13 protein-coding genes are annotated in these 16,309 nt (G+C 65.8%); 1 reads left to right on the top strand and 12 read right to left on the bottom strand.

Annotation, left to right across the window (positions count from 1 at the left end; all coding sequences use genetic code 11):
• Positions 1-221: 221 nt before the first annotated feature.
• On the bottom strand, positions 222-3,005 hold the full coding sequence (secA, locus tag ISF28_RS06905) for a preprotein translocase subunit SecA (protein ID WP_198116419.1): 2,784 nt from the start codon (positions 3,003-3,005) through the stop codon (positions 222-224).
• 243 nt (positions 3,006-3,248) lie between these two features.
• Here secA and ISF28_RS06900 point away from each other — a divergent pair, with 243 nt between their 5' ends.
• The gene (locus ISF28_RS06900; RefSeq protein WP_198116418.1) at positions 3,249-3,746 is read left to right on the top strand and encodes a DciA family protein; all 498 of its coding nucleotides are present in this window, start codon (positions 3,249-3,251) and stop codon (positions 3,744-3,746) included.
• Between the two features lie 87 nt (positions 3,747-3,833).
• Here ISF28_RS06900 and lpxC read toward each other — a convergent pair whose 3' ends face one another.
• From lpxC to murD, 11 genes are all read right to left on the bottom strand, one after another.
• Positions 3,834-4,769, bottom strand: a complete 936-nt coding sequence (gene lpxC / locus ISF28_RS06895) for a UDP-3-O-acyl-N-acetylglucosamine deacetylase (protein WP_198116417.1) — start codon at positions 4,767-4,769, stop codon at positions 3,834-3,836.
• A gap of 72 nt (positions 4,770-4,841) precedes the next feature.
• Entirely contained in the window at positions 4,842-5,684 is an 843-nt protein-coding gene (locus ISF28_RS06890) for a DMT family transporter (protein ID WP_198116587.1), read from the bottom strand.
• 45 nt (positions 5,685-5,729) lie between these two features.
• Positions 5,730-6,233, bottom strand: a complete 504-nt coding sequence (locus ISF28_RS06885; protein WP_198116416.1) for a peroxiredoxin — start codon at positions 6,231-6,233, stop codon at positions 5,730-5,732.
• A gap of 351 nt (positions 6,234-6,584) precedes the next feature.
• Entirely contained in the window at positions 6,585-7,787 is a 1,203-nt protein-coding gene (gene ftsZ, locus ISF28_RS06880; RefSeq protein ID WP_198116415.1) for a cell division protein FtsZ, read from the bottom strand.
• Between the two features lie 206 nt (positions 7,788-7,993).
• Positions 7,994-9,226 carry a cell division protein FtsA gene (ftsA, locus tag ISF28_RS06875; RefSeq protein ID WP_052233471.1) on the bottom strand — a complete coding sequence of 411 codons (1,233 nt, stop codon included), beginning with the start codon at positions 9,224-9,226 and terminating at the stop codon, positions 7,994-7,996.
• A 21-nt stretch (positions 9,227-9,247) separates the two neighbouring features.
• The gene (locus tag ISF28_RS06870) at positions 9,248-10,075 is read right to left on the bottom strand and encodes a cell division protein FtsQ/DivIB (protein ID WP_198116414.1); all 828 of its coding nucleotides are present in this window, start codon (positions 10,073-10,075) and stop codon (positions 9,248-9,250) included.
• A 37-nt stretch (positions 10,076-10,112) separates the two neighbouring features.
• Entirely contained in the window at positions 10,113-11,081 is a 969-nt protein-coding gene (locus ISF28_RS06865) for a D-alanine--D-alanine ligase (RefSeq protein ID WP_198116413.1), read from the bottom strand.
• A gap of 11 nt (positions 11,082-11,092) precedes the next feature.
• Entirely contained in the window at positions 11,093-12,490 is a 1,398-nt protein-coding gene (murC, locus tag ISF28_RS06860; protein ID WP_198116412.1) for a UDP-N-acetylmuramate--L-alanine ligase, read from the bottom strand.
• The gene (murG, locus tag ISF28_RS06855; protein WP_229518916.1) at positions 12,487-13,581 is read right to left on the bottom strand and encodes an undecaprenyldiphospho-muramoylpentapeptide beta-N-acetylglucosaminyltransferase; all 1,095 of its coding nucleotides are present in this window, start codon (positions 13,579-13,581) and stop codon (positions 12,487-12,489) included. Before murG ends, murC begins: the two co-directional genes overlap by 4 nt.
• Positions 13,578-14,804, bottom strand: coding sequence for a putative lipid II flippase FtsW (gene ftsW / locus ISF28_RS06850; protein WP_198116411.1), 1,227 nt, complete (start codon positions 14,802-14,804; stop codon positions 13,578-13,580). The genes murG and ftsW overlap by 4 nt, the downstream gene beginning before the upstream one ends.
• Positions 14,804-16,300: a UDP-N-acetylmuramoyl-L-alanine--D-glutamate ligase gene (gene murD / locus ISF28_RS06845; protein WP_198116410.1), complete on the bottom strand. Its 1,497-nt coding sequence runs from the start codon at positions 16,298-16,300 to the stop codon at positions 14,804-14,806. The genes ftsW and murD overlap by 1 nt, the downstream gene beginning before the upstream one ends.
• Between the last annotated feature and the right edge of the window lie 9 nt (positions 16,301-16,309).

Raw genomic sequence — 16,309 nt, 5'->3', positions numbered from 1 at the left:
CTGACCTTGAAGTAAGTTTGTGCGGCCGTCGATGCGAGCGCCACGCCTCCGGTCACGACTCCGCTCCCGATATGCGCGCAAGCCTTGCTGACTTGTTATCCATCCGGACATTGATCGGAAAAGTGCTCTGACCCCGGATTTGATCGGAAATGTGCTCTGACCCCGAATTTTGGGTGAAAAAAAGGCACCTCGTGGGGTGCCTGTCGTCGGGCGCTAGGGCGTTACGCCAGCTTGCCGTGGCATTGCTTGAACTTCTTGCCGCTGCCGCACGGACACGGGTCGTTGCGGCCGACCTTGACGCCCAGATAGGACGTGGCCGAATCGTCCGCCATCGCCATGGTGCCCGGCGTGGCCGCGAGGGGCGCCATCAGTTCTTCCGGCGCCGCGGTCGGGTCGAAGTCGGCGTGCTGGTAGTTGATGTTTTCCAGGTGCGCGGCGGCCGCCTGCATGGCCGCTTCCGCCGCCTCGACTTCCTCGCGGGTCTGGATGCGGACGGTCATGATGGTGCGGATCACTTCGTTCTTGATCTGGTCCAGCATGGCGCCGAACAGCTCGAACGCTTCGCGCTTGTATTCCTGTTTCGGGTTCTTTTGCGCGTACCCGCGCAGGTGGATGCCCTGGCGCAGGTGGTCCAGCGCGGCCAGGTGCTCGCGCCAGTGCGTGTCGATATTCTGCAGCATGACGTTGCGCTCGAAGCCGCCGAACGCTTCCTTGCCGACGATCGCGACCTTCGCCTCGTACGACGCCTCCGCGGCGGCCAGCACGCGCTCGAGGATGTCGTCGTCGTTCAGGTTCGGCTCTTCCTCCAGCAGCTGCGCCAGCGGCACCGACAGGGCCCACTCGTCGGCCAGCACGCGCTCCAGGGTCGGGACGTCCCACTGCTCTTCCACCGACTCCGCCGGCACGTAGGTGCGCACGACGTCGGTGAACACGCCGATGCGCAAGCTGGCGATCAGCTCGGAGATATCGGCCGCTTCCAGCAATTCGTTACGCTGGGTGTAGATCACCTTGCGCTGGTCGTTGGCGACGTCGTCGTATTCCAGCAGCTGCTTGCGGATGTCGAAGTTGCGGGCCTCGACCTTGCGCTGCGCGCCTTCGATCGAACGCGTGACCATGCCCGCTTCGATCGGTTCGCCTTCCGGCATCTTGAGGCGGTCCATCACGGCGCGCACGCGGTCGCCCGCGAAGATGCGCAGCAAGGGGTCGTCCAGCGACAGGTAGAAGCGCGACGAACCCGGGTCGCCCTGGCGGCCGGAACGGCCACGCAGCTGGTTGTCGACGCGGCGCGACTCGTGGCGCTCGGTGCCGATGATGTGCAAGCCGCCTTGCGCCACGACGTGGTCGTGCAGCGACTGCCATTCCGAACGCAGCGTCGCGGACTGCTCTTCCTTCTGCGCCGGCGACAGCGCATCGTCGGCCTCGATGAACTGGATCTGCTTCTCGACGTTGCCGCCCAGGACGATGTCGGTGCCGCGGCCCGCCATGTTGGTGGCGATGGTGATCATCTTCGGACGGCCCGCCTGCGCGATGATCTCCGCCTCGCGCGCGTGCTGCTTCGCGTTCAGCACGTTGTGCGGCAGCTTGGCCTGGTTCAGGATGCCGGACAGCAGTTCCGAGTTCTCGATTGACGTCGTGCCGACGAGGACCGGCTGGCCGCGCTCGTAGCAGTCGCGGATGTCGTTCACCATCGCCTGGTATTTTTCCTGCGCGGTCTTGTAGACCTGGTCCTGGCGGTCCTTGCGCTGCGACGGCTTGTTCGGCGGGACGACGACGGTTTCCAGGCCGTAGATTTCCTGGAATTCGTACGCTTCCGTGTCCGCCGTACCGGTCATGCCGGACAGCTTGGCGTACATGCGGAAGTAGTTCTGGAAGGTGATCGAGGCCAGCGTCTGGTTCTCGTTCTGGATGCGCACGCCTTCCTTCGCTTCCACGGCCTGGTGCAGGCCCTCGGACCAGCGGCGGCCCGTCATCAGGCGGCCCGTGAATTCGTCGACGATCACGACCTCGTCGTTCTGCACGACGTAGTGCTGGTCCTTGTGGTACAGCACGTGCGCGCGCAGGGCGGCGTACAGGTGGTGGATCAGCGTGATGTTGGCGGCGTCGTACAGCGACGCGCCTTCCGGCAGCAGGCCCATCTTCGTGAGGATGGCTTCGGCCTTTTCGTGGCCGGCCTCGGTCAGCAGCACGGTGTGCGCCTTCTCGTCCTTCGTGTAGTCGCCCGGGACTTCGACCTCGCCCTTGCCGTCCGGGGTCTCCTCGCCGATCTGCAGGGTGAGCAGCGGCGGGACTTCGTTGATCTTGTGGTACAGCTCCGTGTGGTTCTCGGCCTGGCCGGAGATGATCAGCGGGGTGCGCGCTTCGTCGATCAGGATCGAGTCCACTTCGTCGACGACGGCGAAATTCAGGCTCCGCTGGACGCGCTCGCGCACGTCGTACACCATGTTGTCGCGCAGGTAGTCGAAGCCGTATTCGTTGTTGGTGCCGTAGGTGATGTCGGAAGCGTAGGCTTTCTGCTTGCTGTCGTGGTCCATCTGCGACAGGTTCACGCCCGTCGTGAGGCCCAGCCAGCCGTACAGGCGGCCCATCTGCTCGGCGTCGCGCTGGGCCAGGTAATCGTTGACCGTCACGACGTGCACGCCCTTGCCGGACAGCGCGTTCAGGTAGACGGCCAGGGTCGCCATCAGCGTCTTGCCCTCGCCCGTGCCCATCTCGGCGATCTTGCCGTAGTGGAGGACCATGCCGCCGATCAGCTGCACGTCGAAGTGGCGCATCTTCATGACGCGCTTGGCGGCCTCGCGGCAGACGGCGAAGGCTTCCACGAGGATGTCGTCCAGGGTGGCGCCCCCGGCCAGGCGTTGTTTGAATTCGGTTGTCTTTGCCTGGAGATCGGCATCGGACAGCGCTTCCATCTGCGGTTCGAGCGCGTTGATCTCGCGTACGGATTTTTGGTATTGCTTGAGCAGACGCTGGTTACGGCTGCCGAAAATCTTGGTCAGGAATGACATGCTGTGTTCTTCAAAAGTACGCCGCGAAAAAGTCCGAGGAGCTCAGGATGATAGCAAAAAGGTATCTTCCTGAGAGCGCCAATGGCAAAAAGCCACCGATTTTATCATGCGATGCGGCCACACTTGGGGGTCGCCCGGCGGATCACAAGTGCGGCTGGCAAAAAATGTTATCAAACTGCATTCGATTTCACACACCGCGCGGGAATCGTCGCGGCATGCGCGCGGCTGTGGTATGTTCGCGGCATGCAGTCTCCGAACAATCAGCGTCCCTTCCACATCTACGGCACCCGCGACCGCAAGACGTCGTTCGTCGCCACCGATTTCCTGCGCGCCAACGACCGCCTCGCCACCCTGATGCCGACCGCGCTGCGCGTGGGCAACCTGCAGCGCGACGTCAAGACGATCCTGCCGCCGATGTATGCCGGCTGCGACGTGCTGTCGTTCCAGGACGCGGCCCTGACCCTCGCCGTGCCCTCCTCGGCCGTCGCGGCCAAGCTCAAGCAGCAGCTGCCCAAGCTGCAGGCGGGTTTGCAGAAAAAGGGATGGCAGGTGGAGAACGTGCGCATCAAGATCCAGATGCGGCCCAACGTGCCCGTGCGCGAGGAACCGAAGCCGTCGACGCTCACGTTGCCGCCCACGGCGGTGGACGCGTTCGAGCAGCTCGGTGACACGTTGCCGGAGACGCCGCAGAATGCGGCTTTGAAGGCGGCGCTCAAGCGGCTGGCCGAGCGGCGCAAGTAGCTGTAGCGGTCAGGCCGGCATTTGGTGGGCACGGGGTGCCCACCGTTCAACGTTTGCGTCATGCCGGCGCCCGGTGGGTACGTCAGATCACGTCAGCGCCCACTCCCGCTCCATCTGCGCGCCATACGACACGGGCGCCCGTTCCGGCGCGTCGAACGTGACGATTTCATAGGAATCCGGATGCGCCAGCAGTTCGCGCAGCAGCAGGTTGTTCAGGCCGTGGCCCGACTTGTGCGCCTCGTAGCTGGCCAGCAGGGGTGCGCCGACGAGGTACAGGTCGCCGATCGCGTCGAGGATTTTATGGCGCACGAACTCGTCGTCGTAGCGCAGGCCGTCCGCGTTCAGGATGCGGTACTCGTCCATCACGATCGCGTTTTCCAGCGAGCCGCCGCGCGCCAGGCCCATGCCGCGCAGGCTTTCCACGTCCTGCATGAAGCCGAAGGTGCGGGCACGCGCGACGTCGTGCACGTACGAGCCCTTGCCGAAGTCGACGACGGCGCGCTGCGTCGTGCCGTCCACGGCCGGATGGTTGAATTCGATGAAGAAGTCGAGACGGAAACCGTCGTACGGGCTCAAACGCGCCCATTTCTCGCCCGCGCCGCTGCCCTGGCGCACTTCCACGGGTTTCAACACGCGGATGAATTTCTTGGGCACGGCCTGCTCCTGCACGCCCGCCTGCTGCAGCAGGAACACGAACGACGACGCGGAACCATCCATGATCGGGATCTCTTCGGCCGTGACGTCGACGTACAGGTTGTCGATGCCGAGACCGGCGCAGGCCGACATCAGGTGCTCGACGGTCGAGACGCGCGCATCGCCCTGCGTGAGCACCGACGCCATGCGCGTGTCGCCCACGATGTCGGCGTTCGACGGAAACTCGACCACGGGGTCGAGGTCGACGCGGCGGAACACGATGCCCGTATCGGCCGCCGCCGGACGCAGGGTCAGCTCGACCTTGGTCCCGGAGTGCAGGCCGACACCTGTCGTGCGCACCAGTTGTTTGATGGTTCTTTGTTTGAGCATCGTTCGATTATATCGTAGGGCTTTCCCGCATGCCGGTGACGGTCTTTCCCCGGTGGCAGGAACACCACGTTTTCAAGGATGCTCGGCTTCCGCGTGCACGGTTTCGTGGCGGATCAGGTACAGGCCGCTACCGATGATGATGGCCGCGCCCAGCAAAGTGGTTGTATCGGGCAAGGTCTTCCACATGAGCCAGTCGATGGCCACGCCCCAGGCCAGCGCCGTGTACTCGAACGGCGCCACGACGGACGCCTCGCCGTGGCTGAACGCTTCCGTCAGCGCCAGCTGGCCGAAGAAGCCGCTGACGGCAAGCAGGAGGATCAGCAGCCAATGCCCGGCCTGCACGGGCACCCAGGCGGGCGCGGCCAGCGGCGTCGCGCCGGCGGCCATCAGGACCATCAGCCAGAACATCATGTGCTCGCCCCGGTCCGTGCGCGCCAGCATGCGGCCGGCGACGGCCGACACGGCATAGCACACGGCCGCGGCCAGCACGGCGAGTCCGCCCAGCGTGAAGACGCCGGCGCCGGCCGGACGCAGGATGACGAGCACCCCGGCCATGCCGACCGCGATCGCGATCCAGCGCGCGCCGTTCACGCGCTCGCCCAGCACGACCACGGACAGCGCCGTGATCAGGATCGGACCGACGAAGAAGATCGAATACGCCTCGGCCAGCGACAGCGTCTTGAGGCCGTATGTGAACAGCGACAGCATCGCGATGCCGATGGCGCCGCGCAGCAGGTGCAGCGGCCAGCGGACGCGCAGCAGCGAACGCTGGCCGCCGCGCCAGAACAAATAGGCGCCGACGAGCGGCAGCGCGGACAGCGCCCGGATCGCCGCCACCTGCATCGCCGGGAAGTGCGCGGACAAGAGCTTCATCGTCGTGTCCATGACCGAGAACATGGCGACACAGACCAGCATCGCGCGGATGCTGCGCAGATTCCCGGCGAGCCGGCTCACTACCGGTCAGCCCAGTTGCTTCAGCATCGTCTCGGCCGACGACACGTCGAAGCCGCCGTCCTCGACGTTCAGCTGCTTGACGACGCCGTCCTGCACGAGCATCGAATAGCGCTTGGAACGCACGCCGAAGCCCTTGGCGACGAGGTCGAATTCCAGGCCGAGCGCCTTGGTGAACGTGGCGCTGCCGTCGGCCATCATGCGGACGATGCCGGTGGCCTTCTGGTCGCGGCCCCACGCGCCCATCACGAACGCATCGTTGACGGAGATGCACCAGATTTCGTCGACGCCCTTGGCCTTGAGCTGGTCGGCCAGCTTGATGTAGCCGGGCAGGTGCTGGGCCGAGCAAGTCGGGGTGAAGGCGCCGGGCAGGCCGAAGATGGCGATGGTCTTGCCTTTCACGAGATCGGACACGTTGAACGTGTTCGGGCCGAGCGCGCAGCCTTCGGTTGCGACGTCGATGAATTCCTGCAGGGTGCCTTCGGGCAGGCGGTCGCCGATCTGGATGGTCATGGAGATGTTCCTTTCAAGTTTTCAGAACCCGCAAGTATGCCCCATCCAAACAAATTCGGGGTCAGAGCACTTTTTTCGAGAAATTCGGGGTCAGAGCACTTTTCCGAACAATAGCCGCGGCGCACGTTTCGAAGCCACGTCGACGTCGTCTCCCAGCGAGAACCAAGTCCAGCAAAAGATCAACTGTCCTCACGCATCAAAATAATTCGGGGTCAGAGCACGATTTCGACGAAAAATATGCTCTGACCCCGAATTACCGGCCGCCCAAAAACGAAAGGCCAGGCTGCTTGGAACAGCCTGGCCCCGCATCATGGAGCGCCGGTGGTCAGCCGGCGTTGGAGTCTTTCAGCCTCAGTCGGCCTGCTTGCGCAGGAACGCCGGGATGTCGTAGGTTTCGACGCCGTTGTTCTGCATCGCGCGCACCTGCTCGGACGCCTGCTCGCGGCGCCACACGGCCGGCTGCTTCATGCCGTCCATCGCGCCGGCACCGCCCGCCGACCCCATGGTCACGCCGCCCGTCACGCCCGGGGTGCCGGACATCATCGGCGCGCCGTACGTGCCCGTGCGCAGGACCTGCTGCGGCTGCACCAGCGAGATGTTGGCCTTGTTCTTGCCCAGGCCCGTCGCGACGACGGTCACGCGCAGTTCGTCGCCCATCTCGTCGTCGTAGGCGATGCCTTGTGCGATCGCGGCGTCCGGTGCAGCGAAGGCGCGCACGGCGGCCATGACTTCCTTGATCTCCTTGCCTTTCAGGCCGCGCGACGCGGTGACGTTCACCAGCACGCCCTTCGCACCCGACAGGTCGATGCCGTCCAGCAGCGGCGAAGCGACGGCCTGCTCGGCGGCGATGCGCGCGCGGTCGACACCCGACGCAGTCGCGGTACCCATCATGGCCTTGCCCTGCTCGCTCATGATGGTCTTCACGTCGTTGAAGTCGACGTTGATGTGGCCCGGCACGTTGATGATCTCGGCGATACCGGCGACGGCGTTGTTCAGCACGTCGTCCGCATGCTTCATCCAGTCCAGCATCGATTCGTCTTCGTAGATGTCTTCCAGCTTTTCGTTCAGGATGACGATCAAGGAGTCGACGTGCTTGGTCAGTTCGTTCAGGCCGTTTTCCGCGACGTCCATGCACTTCTGGCCTTCGTACGAGAACGGCTTCGAGACGACGGCCACGGTCAGCGCGCCCAGGCTCTTGGCGACTTCCGCGACGATCGGCGCGGCGCCGGTGCCCGTGCCGCCGCCCATGCCGGCGGCGATGAAGACCATGTGCGCGCCGCGCAGCGCGTCTTCGATGCGCATGCGCGATTGCTCGGCCAGCTGACGGCCGATTTCCGGACGCATGCCCGCACCCAGGCCGGACTCGCCGATCTGGATGATGTTGTGGGCGCTGGATGCGGCCAGCGCCTGGGCGTCGGTATTGGCCGCGATGAACTCCACGCCGGCCACGCCCTTGTTGATCATATGCTGGACCGCATTGCCACCCGCGCCGCCAACGCCGACGACCTTGATGACCGTGCCCAATGCTGCGTTATCGACCATATCGAACTCCATGATGAACTCCTAATCTCGATGAGCCGTTTCCAAGCCCGAATCCTCGCGGAAAACGCCAGGACTCGAGATTGGAAACGCGCCACTATTTTAAAAATGTTTCGTGTCCGTTACCAAGCAAAACCGTTACCACCTGTTACCGCAACCCCGAAAAGGTCCGTCACGCGTTGCGTTTACGTGCTGCGCGCGCGACGCCCCTGTTTCGGTCTCTAGAAATTCCCTAGGAACCATTCTTTCATTCGCTGCCAGACCGCCTTCACCGAACCATCCTGACGCGTGACGATGTGACCGCGCAGGTACTGCTTTTTCGCTTCCAGCAGCAGACCGAGGACCGTCGCGTAGCGCGGGCTGCGCACGACGTCCGCCAGTTGGCCGCGGTATTCCGGCGTGCCGAGGCGCGCCGGTTTCAAGAAAATGTCTTCCGCCATTTCGATCATGCCGGGCATGATCGACGAGCCGCCCGTCAGCACGATGCCCGACGAGAGCACGCCCTCGTAGCCGGACTCGCGCACGACCTGGTGCACCATCGCGAACAGTTCTTCCACGCGCGGCTCGATCACGGCGGCCAGCGCCTGGCGCGACAGCGAACGCGGACCGCGGTCGCCGAGGCCCGGCACTTCCAGCGTCTCGCCCGGATCGGCCAGCACCTGCTTGGCCACGCCGTAGCGGATCTTGATCTCTTCCGCCTCGCCCGTCGGCGTGCGCAGGGCCATCGCGATGTCGCTCGTGATCTGGTCGCCGGCGATGGGGATCACGGCCGTGTGGCGGATCGCACCGTCGGAAAAGACCGCGATGTCGGTGGTGCCGCCGCCGATGTCGATGAGGACGACGCCCAGTTCCTTCTCGTCGTTCGTCAGCACGGAATCGGCCGACGCCATCGGCTGCAGGATCAGGTCCGACACCTCGAGCCCGCAGCGGCGCACGCACTTTACAATATTCTGGACCGCGGACACCGCACCTGTAACAATGTGCACGCGCACCTCGAGCCGGATGCCGCTCATCCCGATCGGCTCGCGCACGTCTTCCTGGTTGTCGACGATGAATTCCTGCGGCACCGTGTGCAGCAGCTGCTGGTCGGTCGGGATGTTCACGGCCTTCGCCGTCTCGATCACGCGCGCCACGTCCGTGGCCGTCACTTCCTTGTCCTTGATGGCGACCATGCCGCTCGAGTTGAACGAGCGGATATGGCTGCCGGCGATCCCCGCGTACACGTTGCGGATCTTGCAGTCGGCCATCAGCTCGGCTTCCTCGAGCGCGCGCTGGATGGATTCGACGGTCGCTTCGATGTTGACGACAACGCCCTTCTTCAGACCCTTGGACTCGTGCTGGCCGAGTCCGATCACTTCGTGGCGCCCATCGGCCATCACTTCGGCCACCACCGCCACCACCTTCGAGGTGCCGATGTCGAGGCCGACGATCAGGTTCTTCGCGTCTTTTGTCATGTTTGCTGTCGCCCGCTTAAATTAGATCTGCTTTGTTGTTTTGGTATTGGTTTTCTTTTTCACCGCCGCCTTCACGGGCTTGCTCGCATCGGCCGGGATGCTCAAGGCGGCCGAGGACAGCGCCAGACCGTTCGGATAGCGCATGTCGATCGTATCGATGCGCCCTTCCTGCAATCTAGCCACCAGCTGGGGGTAAATGCTCACCAGCCGCTGCACGCGCGTGTACAGCGTGTCCTGGTCCTTCTCGCGTCCCAGTTCCACGCGCATCCCGTTGTTCAGCTTCACGGTCCAGGCATACCGGTTCGACAGGCGGATCGACTCCGGCACCAGGCGCACCGGCGCGAACCAGCGGCGCAGCTCCGTGAAGCGCGTCAGCACTTCCTTCTCGCTGCCTGGCGGACCGGCGAACGCGGGCAACGCGTGGTCCTCGTCGGTCTCGGCTTCGGCCAGGTTCGCGGTGAATACGTCACCCTTCACGGACAACAGCTTGCCGTCCTCGCCCCAGGTGCCGAGCGCCTCGTGCTCTTCCACCTGCACGATCAGCTGGTTCGGCCACTCGCGGCGCACGCTGGCCTTGCGCACCCACGGCACGGCCTCGAAAGTGGTGCGCACCTGTTCGAGGTCGGCCGTGAAGAAGTTACCGCTGATCTTCCCGAGCACCCCGTTACGCACCGTCAGCTCGTTCACGTGCTGCAGGTCCAGCCCGTACATGCTCTCGACCCGCACCGAGCGCAAGGTGAACATCGGGCGCTGCGACAGCCACCACAATCCCGACGCCACGCAGGCGAGCGCCACCAGCGCGGTGATCGCGTTGGCGGTTGCGTTCAGAGCTCGCACGTCTTGCCACATCTTCGATTCCCTAGTCCTTATGTCTTCTTGACCTGGCCTACGCGGCCCGACCGGCCTTCAGGCTGGCCGAGCGCAGAATGTCCACGCACAGGTCTTCGTAACTCGTGCCCTCGGCGCGCGCCGCCATCGGCACGAGCGAGTGCGTCGTCATTCCCGGCGACGTGTTCACCTCCAGCAGGAACGGCTGGTTGTCCGATCCGCGCAGCAGCACGTCGATGCGGCTCCAGCCTTCGCAGCCGAGCGCGCGGTAGGCGTTCACCACGTGGGCCTGGATCGCGGCCGTCGTCGCGGCATCGAGCGGCGCCGGGCAGTGGTACTTGGTGTCGTCCGTGAAGTACTTGTTCTGGTAGTCGTAATTGCCCTCGGGCGCGACGATCTCCACGATCGGCAGCGCGCGCGCGGCGGGTCCGCTGCCCAGCACCGGCACGGAGAATTCGCGGCCCTGGATGAACTGCTCGACCAGCACCGCCTTGTCGTACTGGCGCGCCAGGTCGACGGCCGCCTGCAGACCCGCCGCATCGCTCACTTTGGTGATGCCGATCGTGGACCCTTCCAGCGGCGGCTTGACGATCAGCGGCAGGCCGAGCTTTGCTACGATGGCGTCCGCGTCGACACTGTCGTCCGCGCCGATGGTGAGGTACTTCGGCGTCGGCACGCCGGCGGCCAGCCACACGATCTTGGTCGTGATCTTGTCCATGCCGACGGACGACGCCATCACGCCGCTGCCCGTGTACGGGATGCCCAGCAGTTCCAGCGCGCCCTGCAGGGTGCCGTCCTCGCCGTAGCGGCCATGCAGCGCGATGAACACGCGGTCGAATTTTTCCGCGGCCAGTTCGGCCAGCGAGCGCTCGGCCGGGTCGAACGCGTGGGCGTCGATGCCTTTCGACTTCAACGCCTGCAGCACGCCGCTGCCGGAGATCAGCGAAATCTCGCGCTCGGCGGACCGGCCGCCGAACAGCACGCCGACTTTACCCATGGCCTTCGCTTCGGTTTCAGTAATACTCATAGTTGGACCTTTTACTGCGCTACCTTCTGATTCGAAGTCAGTTGATGGGGGACGCCGCCGATCGAACCGGCGCCCATGGTGAGCACGACGTCGCCGTCGCGCGCCACCTTGAGGATCGTCGCCGGCATGTCGGCGATCGCTTCCACGAAAATCGGTTCGATCCCGCCGCCCGCGCGCAGCGCACGCGCGAGCGCGCGGCCGTCCGCCGCCACGATCGGCGCTTCTCCCGCCGCGTAAACCTCCGCCAGCAGCAGCACGTCCGGCGCGGCCAGCACCTTGACGAAGTCCTCGAACAAGTCGCGGGTGCGCGAATAGCGGTGCGGCTGGAACGCCAGCACGAGGCGGCGGCCCGGGTACGCGGCGCGCGCGGCGGCCAGCGTCACGGCGGCTTCCACCGGGTGGTGGCCGTAGTCGTCGACGAGGGTGAAGCTGCCGCCCTGCGGCAGAGCAATCTCGCCGTAGCGCGTGAAGCGCCGGCCCACGCCGTTGAAATCGCGCAGGCCCTGCGCCGTCGCTTCGTCCGGCACGCCGATCTCGCGCGCGATGGCGATCGCGGAGCATGCGTTCAGCACGTTGTGCATGCCCGGCTGGTTCAGCACGAAGTCCGTGTCCGGATAGCCCTTCTGGCACACGGTGAAATGCATCTGGACGCCCTCGGCGCGCGCGTTCAGGGCGCGCACTTCGGCGTCTTCCGAGAAGCCGTACGTCGTGACGGGCTTGGTCACCTGCGGCAGGATGGAGCGCACGTTCGCATCGTCGATGCACATCATGGCGCGGCCGTAGAACGGCAGGCGGTGCGTAAAGTTGACGAACGCGCCCTTCAGCTTCTCGAAGTCGTGCTCGTACGTGTCCATGTGGTCGGCGTCGATGTTCGTGATCACCTCGATCATCGGCGACAGGTTCAGGAACGACGCGTCCGATTCGTCCGCTTCCGCCACGATGTATTCGCCGGTGCCCAGCTTCGCGTTGGCGCCCGCGCTGTTCAACCGGCCGCCGATCACGAACGTCGGATCGAGGCCGCCCTGCGCGAGCACGGAGGCGACGAGGCTCGTGGTCGTCGTCTTGCCGTGCGTGCCGGCGATGGCGATGCCGCGCTTCAGGCGCATCAATTCGCCCAGCATGATGGCGCGCGGGACGATGGGCACCTTGGCCGCGCGCGCGGCGACGACTTCCGGATTCGCTTCGTTGACGGCCGTCGAGGTCACGACGGCGTCGGCGCCGAGGATGTGATCCGCGGCGTGGCCGATGCGCACGTCCGCGCCCAGCTGCTGCAGGCGCTGGCTGGCCGCGTTCGACGCGAGGTCCGAGCCCGACACCTTGTAGCCGAGGTTCAGCAGCACTTCCGCGATGCCGCTCATGCCGCTGCCGCCGATGCCGACGAAGTGAATGTGTTTGATCTTGTGTTTCATTGTCCGCCGTTCGCCAGTTCTTCAAGTACGCGCGCGATCGCCGCATTGGCGTCGCGCCGTCCCACCGCCTGCGCCGCCTCGGCCATCGCCAGGCAGTCGTCGCGCGTGGTGGTTTGCAGCAGCTTCGCCAGCTGCTGCGGATTCAGTTCGCCCTGCGGCAGGTGCACGGCCGCCTTCTGTCCCGCCATCCAGATCGCGTTGTCGCGCTGGTGGCTCGTCGTGCTGGCGACGAACGGCACCAGCACGCTCGCGACGCCGGCCGCCGTCAGTTCCGACACCGTGATCGCGCCCGCGCGGCAGATCACGAGGTCGGCGTTCGCGTATTCCGCCGCCATGTCGTCGATGAAATCGAGGACGTTCGCCTTCACGCCGGCCTGCGCGTACGCGGCCCGCAGGGCGTCGATGTTCTTCTTGCCCGACTGGTGCGTGACCGTCGGCCGCAGCCCTTCCGGAATCAGCGCCAACGCGGCCGGCACGCTGTCGTTCAAGACTTTCGCCCCGAGGCTGCCGCCCACGACGAGGATGTTCAGCGGACCGGTGCGGCCGGCGAAGCGGTGGCCCGGCGACGGCATCTCGAGGATTTCCTTGCGCACCGGGTTGCCCGTCACGATCGCCTTGCCGGCGAATTTGCTATTGAATTTGCCGAAATCGGCCGACAGGCCGAACAGCACGCGCTGCGCGAGCGGCGTGAGGGTCTTGTTCGACAAGAGCAGGGCCGCATCCGCGTTCACGAGCGCCAGCGGGATGCCGCGCGACCGCGCCATCATCCCGCCCGGCACCGTCACGTAGCCGCCCATGCCCAGCACGACGTCGGGGCGGCGCAATGCCAGATACTTGCGGCAGGACGCGAAGCTGGCGACGAGCTTGAACGCGCCCGACACCGTGTGCGCGATGCCCTTGCCGCGCATGCCGGCGAAGTCGATCGAGTCCATCGGAATGCCGTGCTTCGGCACGATGTCCTTTTCCATGCCGTGCATCGTGCCCAGCCACGACACTTCCCAGCCGCGCTCGCGCATCGATTGCGCGATGGCGATGCCGGGGAAGATGTGGCCGCCGGTGCCGGCCGCCATGATCATCAGCCTCTTTGTCATTGGCGGCCTCCCCGCATCCGGACGCGGTTCTCGTAATCGATGCGCAACAAGATCGCGAGGCCCACGCAGTTGAACAGGATGCCCGAACCGCCGTAGCTCATCAGCGGCAAGGTCAGGCCCTTGGTCGGGAGCAGGCCGAGGTTCACGCCCATATTGATGAACACCTGCACGCCGATCCAGATGCCGACGCCCTTCGCGGCGAGGCCGGCGAAATGCTGTTCCAGCGCGATGGCCTGGCGGCCGATGTCGAAGGCGCGCTTGACGAGCCAGTAGAACAGGCCGATCACGACGAGCACGCCGACGAGGCCCAGCTCTTCGCCGATGACGGCCATGATGAAGTCCGTGTGCGCTTCCGGCAGGTAGTGCAGCTTTTCCACGCTGCCGCCCAGGCCCACGCCGAAGATCTCGCCGCGGCCGAACGCGATCAACGAGTGCGTCAGCTGGTAAGCCTTGTCCAGCGCGTTGTCCTCTTCCCACGGGTTCATGTACGCGAACATGCGCGCGCGGCGGAACGGCGACAGCGCGATGATGGTCGAGAACACGAGCACGAGGACGGCGCCGATGCCGCCGAACCAGATCATGTTGAAGCCGCCCAGGAACAGGATGCCCATCGAGATGCAGACGACGACGCCGAACGCGCCGAGGTCGGGCTCCAGCATCAGCAGCGCGCCGACCAGCGCCATCGCGGCGGCCATCGGCATGAAGCCCTTGGTGAGCTTGTGCATGAACTGCTGCTTGCGTACCGTGAAGTCGGCCGCGTACAGCACGGACACGACCTTCATGATCTCGGACGGCTGCAGGTTGAAGACCTTGAGCGACAGCCAGCGGCGCGCGCCGTTGACGACCACGCCGACGCCGGGGATCAGCACGAGCCCCAGCAGGACGAGCGTGGCCACGAACATCAGCGGGGCGAACCGCTGCCACGTCGCGACGGGAATGCGGAACACGAACAGGCCGGTGACCATCGAGATCGCGATGAACAGCGCCTGGCGCACGAGGAAGTAGTTGTTCTTGCCCTGCAGGTAGGCGAACTTGGGCGAGTCCGGCAGCGCGATCGACGCCGAGTACACCATCACCATCCCGAACAGCATCATCAGCAACACAACCCACACGAGCGGCTGGTCGTACTCCATCATGCGCGACGGCCGTGCGCGCGCCGCGATGGCGCTGTTGACCGCATCGCTCGCGCTGCCGCCGAACTTGAAGGGAATCTGGAACGGCATCAGATCTCCTGTCCCTTCTCGAGCGCGATGTCGCGCACGGCGTCGATGAAGACCTGGGCGCGGTGCGCGTAGTTCGTGAACATGTCCAGGCTGGCGCAGGCGGGCGACAGCAGCACGACGTCGCCCGATTTGGCGAGGCCGCTCGCGCGGCGCACGGCTTCCGGCAGGCCGGGCATCTCGAAGCACGGTACGCCGGACGGTGACAGCGCGGCGCCGATGGCGGGACCGTCGCGGCCGATCAGGAGCACGGCCCGCACATAGCGCGAGCACGGGCCCGCGAGCGGGCTGAAATCCTGGCCCTTGCCGTCGCCGCCGGCGATGAGCAGGATCTGGCGGTCCGTCTCGCCGAACGTTTTGCCGAGACCTTCCAGCGCGGCGACGGTGGCGCCGACGTTGGTGCCCTTGGAGTCGTCGTAGTACTCGACGTTGTCGATGCTCGTGATGAGTTCCACGCGGTGCGGCTCGCCCTGGTATTCGCGCAGGCCGTGCAGCAGCGGCGCGAGCGGCAGGCCCACGGACCGGCACAGCGCCAGCGCGGCCAGCGCGTTCGATGCATTGTGCAGGCCGCGGATGCGCAGCGCGTCGGCCGGCATCAGGCGGTTGATCGTGACTTCGGCCGGCGCCTCGGGTTCGTTCTTCTTTTTCTTCTTCTCGGGTTCCTCGGCCGGATGCGCATTCGCCAGCCACAGCACGCCCCGTTCGTTCACGAGGCCGAAGCTGCCCGGCGCATCGGGCTCGCCCGTGCCGAACGTCGTGACGGCGGCGCCCGGCGCCGTCATGCCCATCACGACGGCGTCGTCGCGGTTCAGCACCCGCACCGTGTCGCCGCCGAAGATGCGGGCCTTGTCGGCGGCATAGGCGGCCATGCTGCCGTGCCAGTCGAGGTGGTCCTGGGTGACGTTCAGCACCGTCGCGGCATCCGGATTCAGGCTGTAGGTCGTGTGCAGCTGGAAGCTGGAGAGTTCCAGCACCCAGGCCTGCGGCAGCTCGTCAGCGTCGATGACCTCGCGCAGCACGTCCAGCGCGGCCGGGCTGATATTGCCGGCGACCTTCGTCGTCAGGCCCGCGCGGCGGCACAGCAGGCCCGTGAGGCTGGTGACCGTCGTCTTGCCGTTCGTGCCCGTGATGGCGATCACCTTGGGCGCGTAGCCGCGTTCCGCCTTCAGTGCCGCGAGCGCCTGCGCGAACAGCTCGATCTCGCCCCACAGCGGCACGTGGCGCGCGCTCGCCGCCGGCGCGATCTCGGCCAGTTCGCGGTCCGGCGCGAGGCCCGGGCTGACGGCGACGAAGTCCACGCCGTCCAGCAGGCTCGCGGCAAACGGGCCGGCGACGAAGTCCGCCTCCGGCACCGCCGCGCGCAATGCGGGCAGGCGCGCCGGCTCGGGACGCGTATCGGCCACGCGCACGCGGGCGCCGCACCGTGCGAGCCACAGCGCCATCGCCAGGCCCGATTCGCCGAGTCCCAGTACCAGTGCGGTTTTGCCGTCGTAGTTCATCGTTCGCCC

Origin of the sequence: Massilia rhizosphaerae (assembly GCF_016093545.1) — a bacterium.
Taxonomy (GTDB): domain Bacteria; phylum Pseudomonadota; class Gammaproteobacteria; order Burkholderiales; family Burkholderiaceae_D; genus Telluria; species Telluria rhizosphaerae.
The sequence above is the reverse complement of the archived record's forward strand: the minus strand, read 5'-3'. Positions and strand labels throughout refer to the sequence as shown.

Excerpts from the sequence above, each read along its gene's own strand:
- secA (WP_198116419.1), bottom strand. The coding sequence starts at position 3,005 with ATGTCATTCCTGACCAAGATTTTCGGCAGCCGTAACCAGCGTCTGCTC.
- ISF28_RS06900 (WP_198116418.1), top strand. The coding sequence starts at position 3,249 with ATGCAGTCTCCGAACAATCAGCGTCCCTTCCACATCTACGGCACCCGC.
- lpxC (WP_198116417.1), bottom strand. The coding sequence starts at position 4,769 with ATGCTCAAACAAAGAACCATCAAACAACTGGTGCGCACGACAGGTGTC.
- ISF28_RS06890 (WP_198116587.1), bottom strand. The coding sequence starts at position 5,684 with ATGCTGGTCTGTGTCGCCATGTTCTCGGTCATGGACACGACGATGAAG.
- ISF28_RS06885 (WP_198116416.1), bottom strand. The coding sequence starts at position 6,233 with ATGACCATCCAGATCGGCGACCGCCTGCCCGAAGGCACCCTGCAGGAA.
- ftsZ (WP_198116415.1), bottom strand. The coding sequence starts at position 7,787 with ATGGAGTTCGATATGGTCGATAACGCAGCATTGGGCACGGTCATCAAG.
- ftsA (WP_052233471.1), bottom strand. The coding sequence starts at position 9,226 with ATGACAAAAGACGCGAAGAACCTGATCGTCGGCCTCGACATCGGCACC.
- ISF28_RS06870 (WP_198116414.1), bottom strand. The coding sequence starts at position 10,075 with ATGTGGCAAGACGTGCGAGCTCTGAACGCAACCGCCAACGCGATCACC.
- ISF28_RS06865 (WP_198116413.1), bottom strand. The coding sequence starts at position 11,081 with ATGAGTATTACTGAAACCGAAGCGAAGGCCATGGGTAAAGTCGGCGTG.
- murC (WP_198116412.1), bottom strand. The coding sequence starts at position 12,490 with ATGAAACACAAGATCAAACACATTCACTTCGTCGGCATCGGCGGCAGC.
- murG (WP_229518916.1), bottom strand. The coding sequence starts at position 13,581 with ATGACAAAGAGGCTGATGATCATGGCGGCCGGCACCGGCGGCCACATC.
- ftsW (WP_198116411.1), bottom strand. The coding sequence starts at position 14,804 with ATGCCGTTCCAGATTCCCTTCAAGTTCGGCGGCAGCGCGAGCGATGCG.
- murD (WP_198116410.1), bottom strand. The coding sequence starts at position 16,300 with ATGAACTACGACGGCAAAACCGCACTGGTACTGGGACTCGGCGAATCG.